General features: G+C 62.9%; 19 protein-coding genes. 12 read left to right on the plus strand and 7 right to left on the minus strand.

Going from position 1 to position 15,355, the window contains the following annotated elements:
* The first annotated feature begins 36 nt into the window (after positions 1 to 36).
* From LMTR21_RS33725 to LMTR21_RS33775, 12 genes are all read left to right on the plus strand, one after another.
* Positions 37 to 297, plus strand: coding sequence for a hypothetical protein (locus tag LMTR21_RS33725; protein ID WP_065751863.1), 261 nt, complete (start codon positions 37 to 39; stop codon positions 295 to 297).
* A 652-nt stretch (positions 298 to 949) separates the two neighbouring features.
* Complete coding sequence (locus tag LMTR21_RS33735) at positions 950 to 2,092, plus strand: type III PLP-dependent enzyme (RefSeq protein ID WP_065751864.1); 1,143 nt, start codon at positions 950 to 952, stop codon at positions 2,090 to 2,092.
* Positions 2,093 to 2,213: 121 nt separating this feature from the next.
* Complete coding sequence (locus LMTR21_RS33740) at positions 2,214 to 2,819, plus strand: GNAT family N-acetyltransferase (RefSeq protein ID WP_065751865.1); 606 nt, start codon at positions 2,214 to 2,216, stop codon at positions 2,817 to 2,819.
* 5 nt (positions 2,820 to 2,824) lie between these two features.
* Positions 2,825 to 2,986 (plus strand): hypothetical protein, encoded by a 162-nt coding sequence (locus LMTR21_RS40440; protein ID WP_187399257.1) that lies wholly within the window; start codon positions 2,825 to 2,827, stop codon positions 2,984 to 2,986.
* Between the two features lie 94 nt (positions 2,987 to 3,080).
* On the plus strand, positions 3,081 to 3,470 hold the full coding sequence (locus LMTR21_RS33745; protein ID WP_065751866.1) for a RidA family protein: 390 nt from the start codon (positions 3,081 to 3,083) through the stop codon (positions 3,468 to 3,470).
* 40 nt (positions 3,471 to 3,510) lie between these two features.
* Positions 3,511 to 4,953 carry a homospermidine synthase gene (locus LMTR21_RS33750; RefSeq protein ID WP_065751867.1) on the plus strand — a complete coding sequence of 481 codons (1,443 nt, stop codon included), beginning with the start codon at positions 3,511 to 3,513 and terminating at the stop codon, positions 4,951 to 4,953.
* Between the two features lie 83 nt (positions 4,954 to 5,036).
* Positions 5,037 to 6,026, plus strand: coding sequence for a hypothetical protein (locus tag LMTR21_RS33755; protein ID WP_141688200.1), 990 nt, complete (start codon positions 5,037 to 5,039; stop codon positions 6,024 to 6,026).
* Positions 6,027 to 6,236: 210 nt separating this feature from the next.
* Entirely contained in the window at positions 6,237 to 6,464 is a 228-nt protein-coding gene (locus LMTR21_RS33760) for a hypothetical protein (protein WP_065751869.1), read from the plus strand.
* 294 nt (positions 6,465 to 6,758) lie between these two features.
* A complete protein-coding gene (locus tag LMTR21_RS33765; protein ID WP_187399258.1) occupies positions 6,759 to 7,319 on the plus strand; it encodes a TetR/AcrR family transcriptional regulator in 561 nt (186 codons plus the stop codon).
* Between the two features lie 5 nt (positions 7,320 to 7,324).
* Positions 7,325 to 7,990, plus strand: coding sequence for an SDR family NAD(P)-dependent oxidoreductase (locus LMTR21_RS33770; RefSeq protein ID WP_210250542.1), 666 nt, complete (start codon positions 7,325 to 7,327; stop codon positions 7,988 to 7,990).
* Positions 7,987 to 8,232, plus strand: coding sequence for an SDR family NAD(P)-dependent oxidoreductase (locus LMTR21_RS40640; RefSeq protein WP_210250543.1), 246 nt, complete (start codon positions 7,987 to 7,989; stop codon positions 8,230 to 8,232). The genes LMTR21_RS33770 and LMTR21_RS40640 overlap by 4 nt, the downstream gene beginning before the upstream one ends.
* Positions 8,233 to 8,254: 22 nt before the next feature.
* Positions 8,255 to 8,848: a class I SAM-dependent methyltransferase gene (locus LMTR21_RS33775; RefSeq protein WP_065751871.1), complete on the plus strand. Its 594-nt coding sequence runs from the start codon at positions 8,255 to 8,257 to the stop codon at positions 8,846 to 8,848.
* 49 nt (positions 8,849 to 8,897) lie between these two features.
* Here LMTR21_RS33775 and LMTR21_RS33780 read toward each other — a convergent pair whose 3' ends face one another.
* The 7 genes from LMTR21_RS33780 to LMTR21_RS33810 all read right to left on the minus strand — a co-directional run bounded on the left by LMTR21_RS33780 (position 8,898) and on the right by LMTR21_RS33810 (position 15,353).
* Positions 8,898 to 9,638, minus strand: a complete 741-nt coding sequence (locus LMTR21_RS33780) for an acetoacetate decarboxylase (protein ID WP_065752239.1) — start codon at positions 9,636 to 9,638, stop codon at positions 8,898 to 8,900.
* Between the two features lie 109 nt (positions 9,639 to 9,747).
* The gene (locus tag LMTR21_RS33785) at positions 9,748 to 10,485 is read right to left on the minus strand and encodes an ABC transporter ATP-binding protein (RefSeq protein ID WP_065751872.1); all 738 of its coding nucleotides are present in this window, start codon (positions 10,483 to 10,485) and stop codon (positions 9,748 to 9,750) included.
* Entirely contained in the window at positions 10,475 to 11,209 is a 735-nt protein-coding gene (locus LMTR21_RS33790) for an ABC transporter ATP-binding protein (RefSeq protein ID WP_065751873.1), read from the minus strand. Before LMTR21_RS33790 ends, LMTR21_RS33785 begins: the two co-directional genes overlap by 11 nt.
* On the minus strand, positions 11,206 to 12,171 hold the full coding sequence (locus LMTR21_RS33795) for a branched-chain amino acid ABC transporter permease (RefSeq protein ID WP_057838961.1): 966 nt from the start codon (positions 12,169 to 12,171) through the stop codon (positions 11,206 to 11,208). Before LMTR21_RS33795 ends, LMTR21_RS33790 begins: the two co-directional genes overlap by 4 nt.
* Entirely contained in the window at positions 12,168 to 13,034 is an 867-nt protein-coding gene (locus LMTR21_RS33800; protein WP_246174734.1) for a branched-chain amino acid ABC transporter permease, read from the minus strand. Before LMTR21_RS33800 ends, LMTR21_RS33795 begins: the two co-directional genes overlap by 4 nt.
* A 51-nt stretch (positions 13,035 to 13,085) precedes the next feature.
* Positions 13,086 to 14,330, minus strand: coding sequence for an amino acid ABC transporter substrate-binding protein (locus LMTR21_RS33805; protein ID WP_065751875.1), 1,245 nt, complete (start codon positions 14,328 to 14,330; stop codon positions 13,086 to 13,088).
* Between the two features lie 84 nt (positions 14,331 to 14,414).
* Complete coding sequence (locus tag LMTR21_RS33810) at positions 14,415 to 15,353, minus strand: dioxygenase family protein (RefSeq protein WP_065751876.1); 939 nt, start codon at positions 15,351 to 15,353, stop codon at positions 14,415 to 14,417.
* Positions 15,354 to 15,355: the final 2 nt, after the last annotated feature.

Below are 15,355 nucleotides of genomic sequence, written 5' to 3' on the forward strand. Positions count from 1 at the left end.
CGGAGAGATTGCGCCCCCTGAACAGGACCTTTTTCCATGAGCCAACAGCCCGCTTCCACATCCTCCCGCCAGATCTACTGGCCGAGCGTCATCACCGTCATCTCGGCGGCGATCCTGATCGGCGCTGAAGTGTTCGGCGCGGCGTTTGCCGGCGGCTGGGCGCTCGCGATTCTGTTCGGCCTCAACGACACCTCGGCGCACATCCTGCAAGCCGTGCTGTTCGGCATCGGCGTGCTGATCATGGTGGCGTTCATCCGCGGCGCGCAGCGCATCGAGCCGTTCTTCAGGCGCGGCTGACGCGCGCGTTCAAGAAAGTGCTGCGGCACAGGCGTTAAAGCGCTCAACGCCTCGCGAGAAATCTTAACAGCCATTCAGATTTGTCGTCAGCGGCGCGCACCGCGAACGCTTTCGTAATCACGCGCGCGCGAAATTTGTCCCCACCCTAAAAAAATTGTTGCGAAGCCGAGTCAAAAGACTTATTTCCCAATTTGCCCAATTTCGCACGTGCCTGTGGTCGTGTGTCAGTCGGTAGGTATCCGGACAAGAGGCCGGACAGCCGCCAAGGGATGGAAGAACCGAGGGTCGTCTAACAAGCGGCCAGCATCTCTCTCCAGGGATGCCGTTGAAGGTCTCACCACTCCTTGCAACCGTGACTGGCAGCCGGAGGCGAACCGGCGTACTCCGCTCTCAACGGGGGACGCGACTTAAAGCAACGACGGATCGGGCTTTTTTGGTCTCTACCGGCATTCCACCGCCGGCGCGGGCTACTGAAAAGGCTTGTCCTTCATTGCCAGGTGAGCGGGCGGGAAATCTCCCAACCAATCCACGGCAGCACAATTCGGTCCTCGAGTTCGAGGCTTTGTCGCGTCTCCATCGTGCGGCAAGGCCAAGCGCTCAGGTCCGGGAACTGTTTGAACGCGCCCGTCGCTGGGCCGTTTGGGAGAGTGCCATGACCGAACGTATTCAGGAATTCCTGCGCAACCGCCGCAGCGAGGGCCTCGACACCGAGCCGTGCCTCGTCGTCGACCTCGAAGTCGTGCGCGACAACTACCAGACCTTTGCGAAGGCGCTGCCGGACAGCCGCGTGTTCTACGCGGTGAAGGCGAACCCTGCGCCGGAAGTGCTGTCGCTGCTGGCCTCGCTGGGCTCGTGCTTCGACACCGCGACGGTGGCCGAGATCGAAATGGCGCTGGCCGCTGGCGCGACGCCGGACCGCATCTCCTATGGCAACACGATCAAGAAGGAGCGCGACATCGCGCGCGCCTTCGCGCTCGGCATTCGCCTGTTCGCGGTCGACTGCGCCGCCGAGGTCGAGAAGATCGCCCGCGCGGCCCCCGGCGCCAAGGTGTTCTGCCGCATCCTCTATGACTGCGCCGGCGCCGAGTGGCCGCTGTCGCGCAAGTTCGGCTGCGACCCGGAGATGGCGGTCGAGGTGCTCGACCTCGCCAAGCGTCTGGGCCTGGAGCCGTGCGGCATCTCGTTCCATGTCGGCTCGCAGCAGCGCAAGGTGAAGGCGTGGGACCGCGCGCTGGCGATGGCCTCGACGGTGTTCCGGGACTGCGCGGAGCGCGGGATCAACCTGTCCATGGTCAACATGGGCGGCGGCTTCCCGACCAGGTACCTCAAGGACGTTCCTCCGGTCGTGCAGTACGGCCGGTCGATCTTCCGTGCGCTGCGCAAGCACTTCGGCAACCAGATCCCGGAGACGATCATCGAGCCGGGCCGCGGCATGGTCGGAAACGCGGGGATTATCGAGACCGAAGTCGTCCTGATCTCCAGGAAGAGCGACGAGGACGAGGTGCGCTGGGTGTATCTCGACATCGGCAAGTTCGGCGGTCTCGCCGAGACGATGGACGAGTCGATCCGCTACGCCATCCGCACGCCGCATGACGGCGCGGACATGACGCCGTGCGTGCTCGCAGGTCCGACCTGCGATAGCGCCGACGTGCTGTACGAAAAGATGCCGTATCCGCTTCCGGTGACGCTCGAGATCGGCGACAAGCTGCTGATCGAAGGCACCGGGGCCTATACGTCGACCTACTCGTCGGTGGCGTTCAACGGCATCCCGCCGCTGCGGACCTACCACATCTGATCGGCCTCGTTTGAGGCTTGAATAACGGGAGCCGGTGCACCGGCTCCCTCCCCGTCATTTGCGAATTTTTGACAACGCTTTGCGCGGCAGGCTTGCCGTTGCGAGCGGGGACTGACGTGCCATGACTGCTTTGCGGAAGACCAAGATCGCCCTCACCCCGAAGGCCGCTCCGTTCGCGATCCGTGCGGAGCGAGCCTCGGACGTCGTTGCGCGTGAAGCGCTGCTGGATGCCTGCTTTGGCGACAACCGCCATATGCGCTCCTGCCAGCGCCTGCGCGACGGACGAGCGCCCGCCGAAGGCCTCAGCCTGTCGGCAGTGCGCGAGGGCCGGCTGGTCGGGACCGTCCGGTTGTGGCACGTCAGCGCCGGGGGCATCCTGGCGCTCATGCTCGGCCCGCTGGCGGTGGAGGCTTCCTCCCGCCAGCTCGGGCTCGGGGCTGCGCTGATGGACCACGCGCTCGCGGCGGCGAAGGCGCGTGGCCATCGCGCGGTAATCCTCCTGGGCGACGCGCCCTATTATGCCCGCTTCGGCTTCTCGGCCGCCAAGACCTGCGAGCTGTCGCTGCCGGGCGCGTTCGAGCGCGAGCGGCTGCTCGGCCTGGAGTTTTGCGACGGCGCGCTCGACGGCGCCTGGGGGATGATTACCGCGACCGGTGCGCCGCTGCCGAAAATCAGGGCAGCGCGGCCGAGGAAGGCGAAGGCCCTGCTCGTGCCGCGCGTGGCCTGAAGACCATGGCCGCGAGCTTTCCCGCAGACGCGCGTCCGCGCTGGCGCAGCGCCGTCACCACGGCCCTTCTGATCATGATCTCGGTCATGATCGTCAGGGATATCCTGGTGCGGCGCTGGAGCGGCCCCACGGCGCCCGCCTCCGACATCGTCAGGCCATCCCCGTAGCCCCCATGAGGGGTTGCACGCACCGGGCAAAAGCCCTTAAACCGCGCCAAACCCGTCCCGGATCACGCCCATTCCTTCCACGATCGAGGTTCCGATGCCCCGTCGCCTGATCTCCACCGGCTCACCCTTCGAGAAGACCGCCGGCTACAGCCGCGCCGTCATCGACGGCGACTTCGCCTTCGTCGCCGGCACCACCGGCTACGACTACACGACCATGGTCATCCCGGCCGATGTCACAAGCCAGGCACGCAACTGCTTTAGGAACATCGAGGCGGCGCTGAAAGAAGGCGGCTTCGCGATGGCCGATATCGTCCGAGCGACCTATTACATCACCGACCTCGCGGATGCGGACGCTTTCTTCGCGGTCTGCGGCGAAACATTCGGCGAGATCCGCCCGGCCACCACCCTCCTCGTCGTCGCGGGGCTCTACAAGCCCGAGATGAAAGTCGAGATCGAAGTGACCGCGAAGCGCCGCAGCACCTGATCCGCATCCAAGATCGATACCGTTTTCCGGAGACCCACTGATGAACCCGCCTGCGCAGATCTACGCGAAGATTACCGGCCCCATCGTCATGGTTGGCTTCGGCTCCATCGGCAAAGGCACATTGCCGCTGATCGAGCGGCATCTCGATTACGACAAATCGCGCATCACCGTGATCGATCCCAAGGACGAAGGCCGCAAGGCACATTGCGAGAAGCACAATGTACGCTTCATTCAGAAGGGCGTGACCAAGGACAATTATCGCGAATTGCTGACCCCGCTGCTCACCGAAGGCGGCGGCCAGGGTTTTTGCGTCAATCTCTCGGTCGATACCGGCTCCACCGACATCATGGAGCTCTGCAACGAACTGGGCGCTCTCTATATCGACACCGTCAACGAGCCCTGGCTTGGCTTCTATTTCGATTCGTCGAAGGGCCCGGAAGCGCGCTCCAACTACGCCCTTCGCGAAGTGACGCTGGCCGCCAAGAAGGCGCGGCCCAAGGGCTCGACGACGGCCGTCTCCTGCTGTGGCGCCAATCCCGGCATGGTCTCGTTTTTCGTCAAGCAGGCGCTGCTCAATGTCGCCGCCGATCTGAAGCTCAATGCTCCCAAGCCGAAGACCAAAGCCGAATGGGCGGATTTGATGCGGCAGGCAGGTGTCAAGGGCATCCACATCGCCGAACGCGACACCCAGCGCTCGAAGTCGCCGAAAGAGCCTGATGTCTTCGTCAACACCTGGTCGGTGGAAGGCTTCCTGTCGGAAGGCGTGCAGCCGTCCGAACTCGGTTGGGGCACCCATGAAAAATGGATGCCCGAGAATGCGCGTACCCACGAGGCCGGCTGCGGCGCCGCCATCTATCTGATGCAGCCCGGCGCCAACACGCGCGTGCGCACCTGGTGCCCGACCCGCGGCGCACAGTATGGCTTCCTCGTCACCCACAACGAGTCGATCTCGATCGCCGATTACTTCACGGCGCGCGACGCATCGGGCAAGGTGATCTATCGGCCGACCTGCCACTATGCCTATCACCCGGCTGACGATGCCGTGCTGTCGCTCCATGAGATGTTCGGCCGCGCCGCGAAGATGCAGGAACAGCACCACATCCTCGATGAGAACGAAATCGTCGATGGCATCGACGAGCTCGGCGTGCTGCTGTTCGGCCACGACAACAATGCCTACTGGTACGGCTCGCAGCTCTCCATCGAAGAGACCCGCAAGCTCGCGCCTTATCAGAACGCCACCGGCCTGCAGGTGACCTCCGCCGTGCTCGGCGGCATGGTGTGGGCGCTGGAAAACCCGAACGAAGGCATCGTCGAAGCCGACGAAATGGATTTCGATCGTCTGCTGGAAATCCAGTTGCCGTATCTCGGTCCGGTGAAGGGCTATTACACCGACTGGACACCGCTGACCGACCGTCCCGGCCTGTTCCCGGAAGACATCGACACGAGCGATCCCTGGCAGTTCAAGAACGTGCTGGTGCGGTAACGGCACCGGCCATTGTTCGAATCGAGGTGCGGCTGATAGGGTACACAACTACAACGAGCCCCTGACAGCCGCGCCGGTGAGCAATGAGCCGAAATCCAGTCTCCGTTCGTTTCCCAAAACTGACCGCTGCCCGCGTCGCGATCGCCCCGATGATCGTGCAGCTCTGCCCCGGCGCTGCCTTCGCCGCCGGGGACGGATGCATGGCGAGCTACTACCGCGCCAAGTCACCCGCCTGCGTTGACGACACGCTGGCGCAACTCCGGCAAATGGCCGCGAACCGGCAGGCCGAGCCCAGCACCATCATTGGCTTCCTCGCCGAGTTGTTCAGGACCTCCCCGCGGGAGCGCGAGCGCATTCTCGGTGCTGAACCCTCGGACTACGTCAAGTCGGTGGAAGTCGTCAGCCTGTACCGGGCGGGCCTGCCGGACGAGGCGCAAAAGTTCGCCGCCACCAACAATCTTTCTAGTCTGTCCGACAAATTGCGCGCGGCGCGAATTGCGCCGCTGGATGCGGTGAAGCCATCCTCGATTCCAAGCGACAATGATCTCTTGATCGGCGCCTACATGGCGTCAGGCGACCCGGCACTGATCCGGCGAATTCTCGACAATTACGCCAGCGCCGACGATGCCATGGTGAGCCACGGTTTGCGCGTCGGCTTCATGATGAGCAAATTCGGGCCAGGCCTCGCCGCGAAAGGGCGCGACGCCGTGATGGCAAAGGCGCTCTGTGAAAAATACGAGTGCAAGACGGATCAGACCAAATTCCTTCGGGTGATGACGCTCGGTACGGCGCTCTGGTCGCTGCAGTCGCTGTCGGCGCAGGATGAGGGTATCAAGAAAACGCTGTCGGAATTCTTTTCCCGCGATGCGCGCCTCAAGAACCTGTTCGGCGCCGAGCAGGCCGCCTTTGGAAACTACATGACTGCCATCATGCTGGTATCGACCTTCCGGAAGGACCGCACCGGAACGGACCAGGACAGGACCTTTGAACTGATGAGCAAGTCCGCTTCGATCTACGAAAACCTTGGATCGGGCAACGACGCGTTTGAGCCATTCCAGGGGCTCAAAAAATAGACAGGGCCGCTGTGAGTTCTGGGCTCTGGGCGGGTTCCCGCTGCAGCGCACATCTCGGCGGCCCAACCGGCGTAGAACTACCCACGAGAACTCCAATTCCCTGTAACACTCGATTAATTCAATCGCGCAATCCTGAAAGGATGATTTCCTGCGAGGGCCGATGGCCGTCGCCGCTTTAGCCGCGCGACGGCTCCGGTTGGAGCAACCGATATGCGCGTCATCTTTGTCATCGTCCTGTCGACCGTGGCCCTGGCCGCGTGCACGCCCGAGAGCAGCAGCCATGCTGACGTCACGGGCTCGATCGACAATTGCGCGCGCAAGCTCTACAGCCAGTACAATCCCAAGGACAAGAAGCAGTGCGTCGCCGTGTGCATCGCCTGCGAACGCGGCGTGGTGACGACCTGCTCCACCGCCTGCACGCTGAGGGGCGCGCAGTAACGGCGGACAGATAGCGGCGCCTCACTCCGCGCGCCGATCCACAAAGTCGCTTACGGCAACCTGCCTCGTCCGACTACGCCAGCATTTGTTCGCTTAGCTAGGCGCTCGGGAGCCGACTTCCTCATAGCAAGACCCAAGAATGCCGCGGCCGAGCAGTGGCGGTTGCGAGCTCATTCGACACGATGTGGCGGAAAGCAACGCCATTTTGGGCGTTCCCTTCGCTTCTGCGACGGTCTGATATTCTCCTTATCGACACACATTGACATTATAAGCATTTTATGTCAAAGCTATTCAATGACGAATAAACTGACCCAGGAAGAGGCGGAGGCGCGACGGCTGAAAATCCTCACGGCCGCGCGCTGGTGCTTCCTTAATTTCGGTTTCTCGAAAACCTCTCTCGACGATATCGCCAAACGCGCGAGCATCTCGCGCACACTCCTGTATCGGACGTTCAAGGATAAGGAGGACATCTTCACTGCAGTCTTTGCAGACTGGCTGGTGTCGCGTCACCCCGCGGCGAAGGCAGCTGCGGCCGGTGCCGGCACACCGGGCGATCGCCTTCTTGATGTGTGCCGGCTCATGGTCATCGAGCCCTATGCAGATATGGTCGGGGCACCCATGGCGGGTGAGTTCTTCGACGTTTGTGAGCGCCTGGACCCGGAGATTGAGGCGCTTCACCGGCAGGTCGCGCGCCAATGCGTGGCGAGGATCCTTGCCGGCGACGATAAAGCTGCCGAGGTTTTCCTGCTCGCCCTTGATGGACTTCTTACCGACGAGCCCACCACGACAGTATTGGAGCGACGGGTGCAGCTTCTCACTGCACGCTTTGCACCGTTCAGCAACAAGCGAAAGTAGTGAGTATGACCAAAGCATGGACGGTGAAGGACATCCCTTCACAGACCGGAAAGCGCGTTATCGTGACCGGAGCCAACAGTGGCATTGGCTGGCACGCGGCATTAGAACTGGCACGCGCAGGGGCGGAGGTGACAATCGCCTCTCGCAACGAGGCCAAGGCCGCAGATGCAGTCCACCGTATCCTTGCCATAGCGCCTGGCGCCAGCATCCACGCCGGTACGCTTGACCTGTCGAATCCGGCGTCCGTCAAAGCGTTTGCAGACAGCCAACTGACGCTGTCTCGGCCACTCGACATACTGATCAACAATGCAGGCGTCATGGCGCTTCCGGATCGACGCGAGACCCAAGACGGCCATGAAATGCAATTTGCGACCAACGTCCTGGGGCCATATCGCCTGACAGGCTTGCTGCTTCCGGCGCTGCTTCAATCGGCAGCACCGCGCATCGTCACCGTCGCGTCCGGCACACACGCGATCGGCGGACCGGTCCCCATTCCGGATCTCGATTCAAAGCAAAACTATAAGCCGATAAAGGCATACGCGAAGACGAAGCTCGCCAACATTCTCTTCGCCAGAGAATTGCAGAGGCGTGCCGGAGGCCGCTTGCTGTCGACCATTAGCCACCCGGGGGATCGAAGACGAATCTATTTGCGGACACAAGCTTCCTCATGAAGCTCTCGGCTTTAGCCATGTACCCGCTGCTGCAAAGCGCGGCCATGGGCGCTGAACCGACACTAATGGCCGCAACGCTAAAGGACGCCAAGCCCGGCGGCTACTACGGGCCAGGCGGATTTGCGGAGCTTCGGGGACACCCTGTCGAATCCAAGACGGCGCCTATAGCCGATGACGTTGCGGCCGCTCGCATCCTCTTCGATGAGCTTGAACGCATGTCAGGGATACGTTTCGCACTGTAAGGCTGAGAAAGAGGGTATTCAAATGACCGCCATCACATGCAACGACTTTGTCGGCTTTTTCCGAGCCTGGATTGAAAATCCGAAGCGTGTTTCCGCCGTTGCGCCCTCCGGGCAGACATTGGCACGCCTGATAACCAGCGAAATCAAGCCCGACGACGGGCCGGTCATTGAGTTGGGACCAGGCACAGGCGTCTTCACCAAAGCGCTTCTGCGACAGGGCGTTGCCGAGTCAGATCTGCTGCTCATTGAATACGGTTCTGACTTCATGCGCCTGCTGCAGCAGCGCTTTCCCAGTGCGCGGGTACTATGGATGGATGCTTCCCAACTCACCCAATACGAACCCTTTATGGCTCCAGCCGGGGCCGTCGTTAGCGGCTTGCCGTTGCTGTCGATGACGCCGCGCAAAGTGATGGCGATCCTGACCGGAGCGTTTCGGCATATGAAGGAGGGCGGCACTTTCTATCAGTTCACTTATGGCGTGAGCTGCCCAGTGCCCCGGCCTATCCTGGACCGTCTGGGGCTCAAGGCGAGTTTGGTCGGACGAACGGCGCTCAACATCCCTCCAGCATCGGTCTACCGCATCCGTCGTCGGCAACCGGTTGCTTACATGACCTAGCCAGCTCGGGACCTAACATTATGAAAACGTCGTTGCTCCGCTGGTAAGATCACTTCGCCATGTAATCGAACGCCACCGTTCCGAGCCCCAGCGTCAGATCGGCCTTGAAATGCAGCGCGGAGACTATTTCGCGCACCGGCAGCCGGGCGACGTCGGCGAGCGCATGCGGGAACAGGCCGAGCGCGGCGGGGCCGGTCCAGGCCTCCTTCAGCGTGATGTCCTCCAGATAATAGCGCACCAGTTCGCAGATCCGCGGGGTGCCGTCGACATGCGGGATGATCTTGAGCATGAAGTTCGGCGCCTTCATTCCCTTCAGCACTGCGTCATGATCGACCGGCCGGTGCTTGTAGCCCATGGTCGCGGAAGCGCACAGGACCGAGCCGTAATGCAAGGTGCCGACCAGCACGTCGCTCTCGACGGCGATCTTCGGCTTCGCCAGCTTCTTGGGAAAGCCCCAGAGCTCGCGGCCGCCGGCGATCGGCCCCTCGTCGTCCAGATACATCGAATGAACGTAGATGCCCTCCTCGCCCTTGAAACGGACCGGGATGACCTGGCCGGTCTCGGTGTAATCGCCGAACCCGGTCGAGTCGGGCATGCGGATGAATTCGTATTTGACGACGGCGTCCGCGACCTCGAGCGGCTCGGGCACAACAGCGGCAAGCGCCTCAGGGTCCGTGCGGTAGGTGATGACGAAAAATTCGCGGTTGAAGAAACGGTACGGCCCCGGCGGGAACGACGGGTTGGTCAGCGGCATCGAATAAGCGGTTCGCCTGACGTCGTCGATCTTCATGGCCTGCCCCATCTGTCATCTGCATGGATGCAATGCGGGATTATGGGGCAGACGATAGCGGCAAGCGAGACCGAAGAAGCGGCAGAACGTCACGATGCCGTCATATCCGTCAGGCGACGCCGCCGAGATAGAGCCGCTTGACGATGTCGTTGGCCTTCAACTCGTCGACCGACTGCGCGGCGACCGCGATCTCGCCATGGACGATGATGTAGCCGCGGTCGGCGATCCGGATCGCCTGGTTGAAATTCTGCTCCGCCATCAGCACAGTCAATCCGACGCGCTGCTTGAGTTCGCCGATCTTGGAAATGGTCTGCGACACCAGTAGCGGCGACAGCCCGACCGACGGCTCGTCGATCAGAAGCAGCCGCGGCGAGGACATCAGCGCGCGCGCAATCGCCAGCATCTGCTGCTGGCCGCCGGACATGGTGCCGGCGAGCTGGCTACGCCGCTCCTTCAGCACCGGGAAGGTCTCGAACACGAGCGCGAGATTCTGCTGGATGGCGCTGCGGGCCATTTTCCTGAAAGCGCCGAGCATCAGGTTTTCCGTCACCGTCAGCTTCGGAAACAGCCGCCGCCCCTCCGGCACCAGCGCCACGCCGAGATCGACGATCGCCTCGGGCAAGAGTCTTGTGAGGTCATACGCCACGCCGTCGATCGACAGCACCAGCCGGCCGCTATCCGGACGGACCAGGCCCATGACGCATTTCATCAGCGTGCTCTTGCCATTGCCATTTGTGCCGAGCAGAGCCACGGTCTCGCCGGCCTCGACGTGAAGCGTGACGCCGCGCAGCGCCTTGACGGCGCCGTAGCCGGCATCGAGGCCTTCGATGGCAAGGCTAAGTGCCAAGATAGGCCTCCTGCACCCGCTTGTTGGCCATCACCTCGGCGGGTTCACCGAGCGCGATGATCTTTCCGGCGTCGAGGCACATCACCCGTTCCGAAAACCGCATCACCGCCTGCATGATGTGCTCGATCATGATGATGGTGATGTCTTCCTCGCCGAGGCTGATCAGGAGATCCAGCACCTCGTCGACCTCCGAAGAGGACAGCCCTGCCATCGCCTCGTCGGAAATCAGGAGCTTCGGCCGCACCGCCATGGCGCGGGCGAGTTCCATCTTGCGCAGTTCGACCTGGCTCAGCGTGTCGCTCGGGGCCATGGCCTTGGCTGCGAGCCCCATCCGCGTCAGAATCGACATCGCGATTTCCTCCTCCGCCGCGGCAGAGCCGGCAGCGGCGAAATCGAGCCCGACCATGAGGTTTTCGAGCACCGTCATGCTCTTGAAGGGACGCGGGATCTGGAAGCTGCGGGCGATGCCGCGGCGTGCGCGCAGGTGCGGCGACAATTGGGTGATGTCCTCACCGCAGAACACCACGTTGCCGGCCTGCGGCTTCAGCGCGCCGGAGATGCAGTTGATCAGCGTGGTCTTGCCCGAGCCGTTCGGACCGATCAGGCCGAAGCGCTCGCCCTTCCTGATATCGACGCTGATATTGTCGAGCGCGGTGAAGCCGCCAAACGTCTTGGTGAGCGTTCCCACCTGCAGCAAGGGCGCGTCGGGTGCGGCTATCGTCATTGCTTGCCTCCCGCGCGCAGACGGTAGCGCGGCCGCAACAGCCCGATGATGCCCTTGGGCGCCCCGACCACGAACAGCACCAGCATGATGCCGAGCACGAGCACGTTGACTTCCGAGGAGATGGTCACGGCAAGGAACTGCTGCGTCGAGCCGAGCAGGATGGCACCGAGCACCGGCCCGATCCAGTGCGCGGTACCGCCGATCAGCGACATGGCAAGCGCCGAGACGGAATAAGTGAGATTGAATGCGGAGGACGGGTCGGCGTACTGCAGGTACATTGCGGCCGGCGCTCCGACAGCCGACATCAGTGCGCCCGAGATCATGCAGGCCACCAGCTTGAGCTTCAAAGTCGGAACACCCGTGCATTCGGCAGCAAGTTCATCATCCCGAAGCGCCTGCAGGCCGCGGCCCATCCGCGAATTCTGGATATAGCGCGCGATCCCGACGGCAATGACCACCAGGATGGCCTGCACGAAGAACAGCATCTTCACGTAAGAGTCGAACGGCGCCATCACCGGCGGCCGCTGCAACTGGATGCCGGCCGCACCGCCGACGAAGCGCCAATTCATCACAAAGGTTTCGATGATGATGGCGAGCGCAATGGTCGCGATCGAGAAAAAAATGCCGCGCATGCGCAAGGTCAGGAGGCCGACGCCGAAGCCGAGCAGCATGCCGACGACGGCGGCAGCGGCGATCTGCACCACGAGCGGCGCCCCCGTTGCCTTGAACAAAGCGACCGCCGTGTAGACGCCGACGCCGAAGAAGGCGTTGGTGCCGAAATTGACGTAACCGGCATAGCCGCCGAGGATAGTCCAGGCCACCGCCAGCGCGATGAACTGCAGGATGACGTAGCCGGCGAAGAACGGGTATTCGTTGCGGACGATCTGGGTCATCGAGAGCACGGCGACGAGGAAGACGGCCACGCCGGCCCAGAATGCGATGCTGTGGCTGCGCTTGTTCATCGGCCGAGCAGACCTTGCGGGCGGACGGCGAGCACGCCGAGCAGCATGGCGAACGAGATCGCCGGCGCCCAGGAGGCGCCGAACATCGTCAGCACGATGGACTCGGCGACGCCGAGAATGATGGCGGCGATCAGCGTGCCGCTGATGCTGCCGAGCCCGGCCATGACCACGACGCAGAAGGTGCGCCCGATATAGGCGCGATCAAGCGTCGGCTCGACCGGGGCGACGATGATCAGCAGCGCACCGGCGATCCCGAGCACGGCGGTGGCGATGCCGAAGGCAAACTGCTTGATGCGGACCGGATTGGCGCCCATCAGCCGGAGCGCCTCCTCGTCCTGCGCGACGGCACGGATGGCGCGGCCCATGAAGGTCTTCGACAAATAGACCGCCAGCACCACCGTCAGGGCCAGCGCCACCGCGAACGCGACAAGCTGTCGGATCGGTACCCGAAACTCGCCGAACCGCCAGGACTTGCCGATATAGGTCGCCGTGACCGAGCGCTGATCGACGCCGAATTGCAGGATGATCAGGACCTCAATGATGAAGGCGATGCCGAAGAAGAACGCGATGCCGCGGACGCCGGCATCGCTGCCGCGACGCTCGAAGGTCTCGTAGTAGACGCGGTAGGCCAAGAGGCCGAACAGGAAGAACAGCGGCGTGATGGCAAGGCCCGCCAGCAGCGGGTCGAGGTCGTAGCTGTCGTTGAGCTGGTACACGCCGTAGGAGGCGAGCACCAGGAACGCCGGATGCGCGACATGGGGAACGTCGAGCAGCCCGAACGAGACTGACAGCCCGACGCTGACGGCTGCATAGAAGCAGCCGAGCAGCACCCCGAGCACCACTGCGCCAAGCAGCAGGTCCATCGAAAACAATTCAGATCCCCCCTTGGCTCCGAGCCGGAAAAGCCACGAGGCCTACTTGCGTGCGGCCTCGAAGGGACTGATGAGATCTCCCGTCTTCAGCTTGTCGGGGAACAGAATCACCTGCTTGCCGGAGGACCGGAACTGTTCGATGTCCTTGTCCTTCACGCCCCGGAACTGCGCCTGCAGCGTCGCGGTTTCCTTGCGTTCGCCATCGGCTGCGAACGCAATCGGGCCGACGATGGTCTTGTGCTCGTTCTCGCGCAGGTACTTGGCGATGCCCTTCTGGTCGAGCGATTTGGTGGAATTGACCGCCGCCGCGATCATCTCGCCCATCGCATACCCGAACGGCGCCAGATAATAGCCGAGCGGATCGACCTTGGCCTCGATGGCCCGCTTGGTGTACTTGTCGAAAAATTCCTTGGTGCCGTCGAAATACATGCTCTTTTCCGGCAGCCACGTATTGTAGTTCACGACGCCGTTGAGCAGCGAGCCGAGGTTCGACATCACGGCGGCAAACTGCAGCCCGACCATGCCGCCGCCGAAAATCTTGACGTCGTCGCCGATCCCGATTTCGTTCACGGCGCGCAGGATGCCGGCGGAGTCAGGCGGATAGGACGCGACATAGACGATGTCGGGCTTGGCGGCCTTGAGCGCGCGGATGATGGAGGAGAATTCCACCGTGTTCGGCGGATAGACCTGGTCAAAGACGACGGGAATGTTGCGCTTCTTGGCGACGTCGCGCGCTGTCAGCGCGAGGTTCTGCGCGAATTCCTGATCTGCCGTCAGCAGCGCCATGTTCTTGCCGCCGGCCTTCTGCGCCAGATCAAGGAACGAAGCCGCCCAGCTATCCGCCGGCCCCCAGGGCGCATTGTTGAACCACATGTCGTGGCCGACCTTGCTGTTCACCTGGAACGAGAAATTGCCCATCAGCAGCAGCCCGCGCTGCTTGACGAACGGCATGATCGGGGCGGTCGGCACCGTCGCATAGGGCGCAAACAACAGATCGACCTTGTCGACGTCGACCAGCTTGGCGTAGATCGCCGGCGTCTCGGAGGCGCTCGACTTGTCGTCATAGACGACGAGTTCGACCTTGCGGCCGAGCAGGCCGCCTTTGGCATTGATGTCGTCGCGCCAGATCTCGATGCCGAGCAGCGACGCCTTGCCGCCGCCGGCGAGACCGCCGGTCTGCGGCATCGACATGCCGATCTTGATCGGCGACTGCTGCGCAAAAGCGCTCGAACCGTGACCAACCACGGCGACAGCCATGGCACCGCCCAGGAAAGTTCTGCGTTTCATCAATTCCCCCTTATGTACCGTTGTCGTTCTGCTTCCGCCGGATCTTCGCCCGGCTGTGGTGAAGTGGAGCGTGCCAGGTCCGGACTAGCCGGCGCCCGCCGGGGCGGGTTCGCTTTTGGCCTTTTTCATGATGGCCGACGGATCAGCGCCGACGCGCCCGCTGCTCTTGTCGGCCTCGCTTTCGCGCGACAGCCGCATGTCGAATCGAATGCTCGGCATGCCCCTGATCGGGCAATCCGGGTCGTTGGCGACCACGTCGACGGCGAGATCGCCCGACGAGCCGAACACGACGTCATCGGCCAGATGGGGATCGTCGCGCAGATAGAGCGCGGTGACGAGTTCGCGATAGCCCGCGGCGCCGACCAGGAAATGAATATGCGCCGGCCGCATGCCATGCCGCGCCTGCGCCTTCACCATGGTGCCGACGGGGCCGTCCATCGGGATCGAATAGCCGAGCGGCTTGACCGTGCGCAGCACATAGACGCCGTTGGCGTCGGTGGTGAATACGCCGCGATAATCGACCGAGGTCGCGCTGGCCTGGATGTCGTAGAGGCCGTCGGCGCCGGTCTGCCAGATCGAGACGGTAGCGTTAGCGACCGGCTTGCCGGTGGCATCGGTGACGCGGCCATACAGCACGCATTCGCTACCGGGCTTCGGACTCCTGGCGATTGAACTGCCGGCCGTGAGCGTGGGCGTGGCCTCGCGGTAAAACGGGCCGAGCAGGCTGGTATTGGTGGCTTCTTCCAGGGCGGTGGCGTCGTGCAGGCCGTTGACGAGCGCGGAGAGGCCGAGCGTGTCGGATAGCAGGATGAATTCCTGCCGCTCCGGCGAGCACATCTTGCCGGCGGCGGTCATGAATTCGATGCCCTTGATCCATTCCGCCGGGGTCAGATTGACCTCGCGGGCGAAAGCATGGAGGTGTTTGACCGCCGACGCCATGATCGTCTTCAGGCGTGGGTCCGGCGTCGTCGCCATCTGGTCGAGCACGGCGTCCGTGATCGTATCAGGCGTTAACTCACGCATGC

The sequence above is a fragment of the Bradyrhizobium paxllaeri genome (assembly GCF_001693515.2).
Taxonomy (GTDB): domain Bacteria; phylum Pseudomonadota; class Alphaproteobacteria; order Rhizobiales; family Xanthobacteraceae; genus Bradyrhizobium; species Bradyrhizobium paxllaeri.

Excerpts from the sequence above, each read along its gene's own strand:
- LMTR21_RS33740 (WP_065751865.1), top strand. The coding sequence starts at position 2,214 with ATGACTGCTTTGCGGAAGACCAAGATCGCCCTCACCCCGAAGGCCGCT.
- LMTR21_RS33760 (WP_065751869.1), top strand. The coding sequence starts at position 6,237 with ATGCGCGTCATCTTTGTCATCGTCCTGTCGACCGTGGCCCTGGCCGCG.
- LMTR21_RS33800 (WP_246174734.1), bottom strand. The coding sequence starts at position 13,034 with ATGGACCTGCTGCTTGGCGCAGTGGTGCTCGGGGTGCTGCTCGGCTGC.
- LMTR21_RS33790 (WP_065751873.1), bottom strand. The coding sequence starts at position 11,209 with ATGACGATAGCCGCACCCGACGCGCCCTTGCTGCAGGTGGGAACGCTC.
- LMTR21_RS33770 (WP_210250542.1), top strand. The coding sequence starts at position 7,325 with ATGACCAAAGCATGGACGGTGAAGGACATCCCTTCACAGACCGGAAAG.
- LMTR21_RS33755 (WP_141688200.1), top strand. The coding sequence starts at position 5,037 with ATGAGCCGAAATCCAGTCTCCGTTCGTTTCCCAAAACTGACCGCTGCC.
- LMTR21_RS40440 (WP_187399257.1), top strand. The coding sequence starts at position 2,825 with ATGGCCGCGAGCTTTCCCGCAGACGCGCGTCCGCGCTGGCGCAGCGCC.
- LMTR21_RS33775 (WP_065751871.1), top strand. The coding sequence starts at position 8,255 with ATGACCGCCATCACATGCAACGACTTTGTCGGCTTTTTCCGAGCCTGG.
- LMTR21_RS33805 (WP_065751875.1), bottom strand. The coding sequence starts at position 14,330 with ATGAAACGCAGAACTTTCCTGGGCGGTGCCATGGCTGTCGCCGTGGTT.
- LMTR21_RS33750 (WP_065751867.1), top strand. The coding sequence starts at position 3,511 with ATGAACCCGCCTGCGCAGATCTACGCGAAGATTACCGGCCCCATCGTC.
- LMTR21_RS33795 (WP_057838961.1), bottom strand. The coding sequence starts at position 12,171 with ATGAACAAGCGCAGCCACAGCATCGCATTCTGGGCCGGCGTGGCCGTC.
- LMTR21_RS33745 (WP_065751866.1), top strand. The coding sequence starts at position 3,081 with ATGCCCCGTCGCCTGATCTCCACCGGCTCACCCTTCGAGAAGACCGCC.
- LMTR21_RS33765 (WP_187399258.1), top strand. The coding sequence starts at position 6,759 with ATGACGAATAAACTGACCCAGGAAGAGGCGGAGGCGCGACGGCTGAAA.
- LMTR21_RS40640 (WP_210250543.1), top strand. The coding sequence starts at position 7,987 with ATGAAGCTCTCGGCTTTAGCCATGTACCCGCTGCTGCAAAGCGCGGCC.
- LMTR21_RS33810 (WP_065751876.1), bottom strand. The coding sequence starts at position 15,353 with ATGCGTGAGTTAACGCCTGATACGATCACGGACGCCGTGCTCGACCAG.
- LMTR21_RS33725 (WP_065751863.1), top strand. The coding sequence starts at position 37 with ATGAGCCAACAGCCCGCTTCCACATCCTCCCGCCAGATCTACTGGCCG.
- LMTR21_RS33780 (WP_065752239.1), bottom strand. The coding sequence starts at position 9,638 with ATGAAGATCGACGACGTCAGGCGAACCGCTTATTCGATGCCGCTGACC.
- LMTR21_RS33735 (WP_065751864.1), top strand. The coding sequence starts at position 950 with ATGACCGAACGTATTCAGGAATTCCTGCGCAACCGCCGCAGCGAGGGC.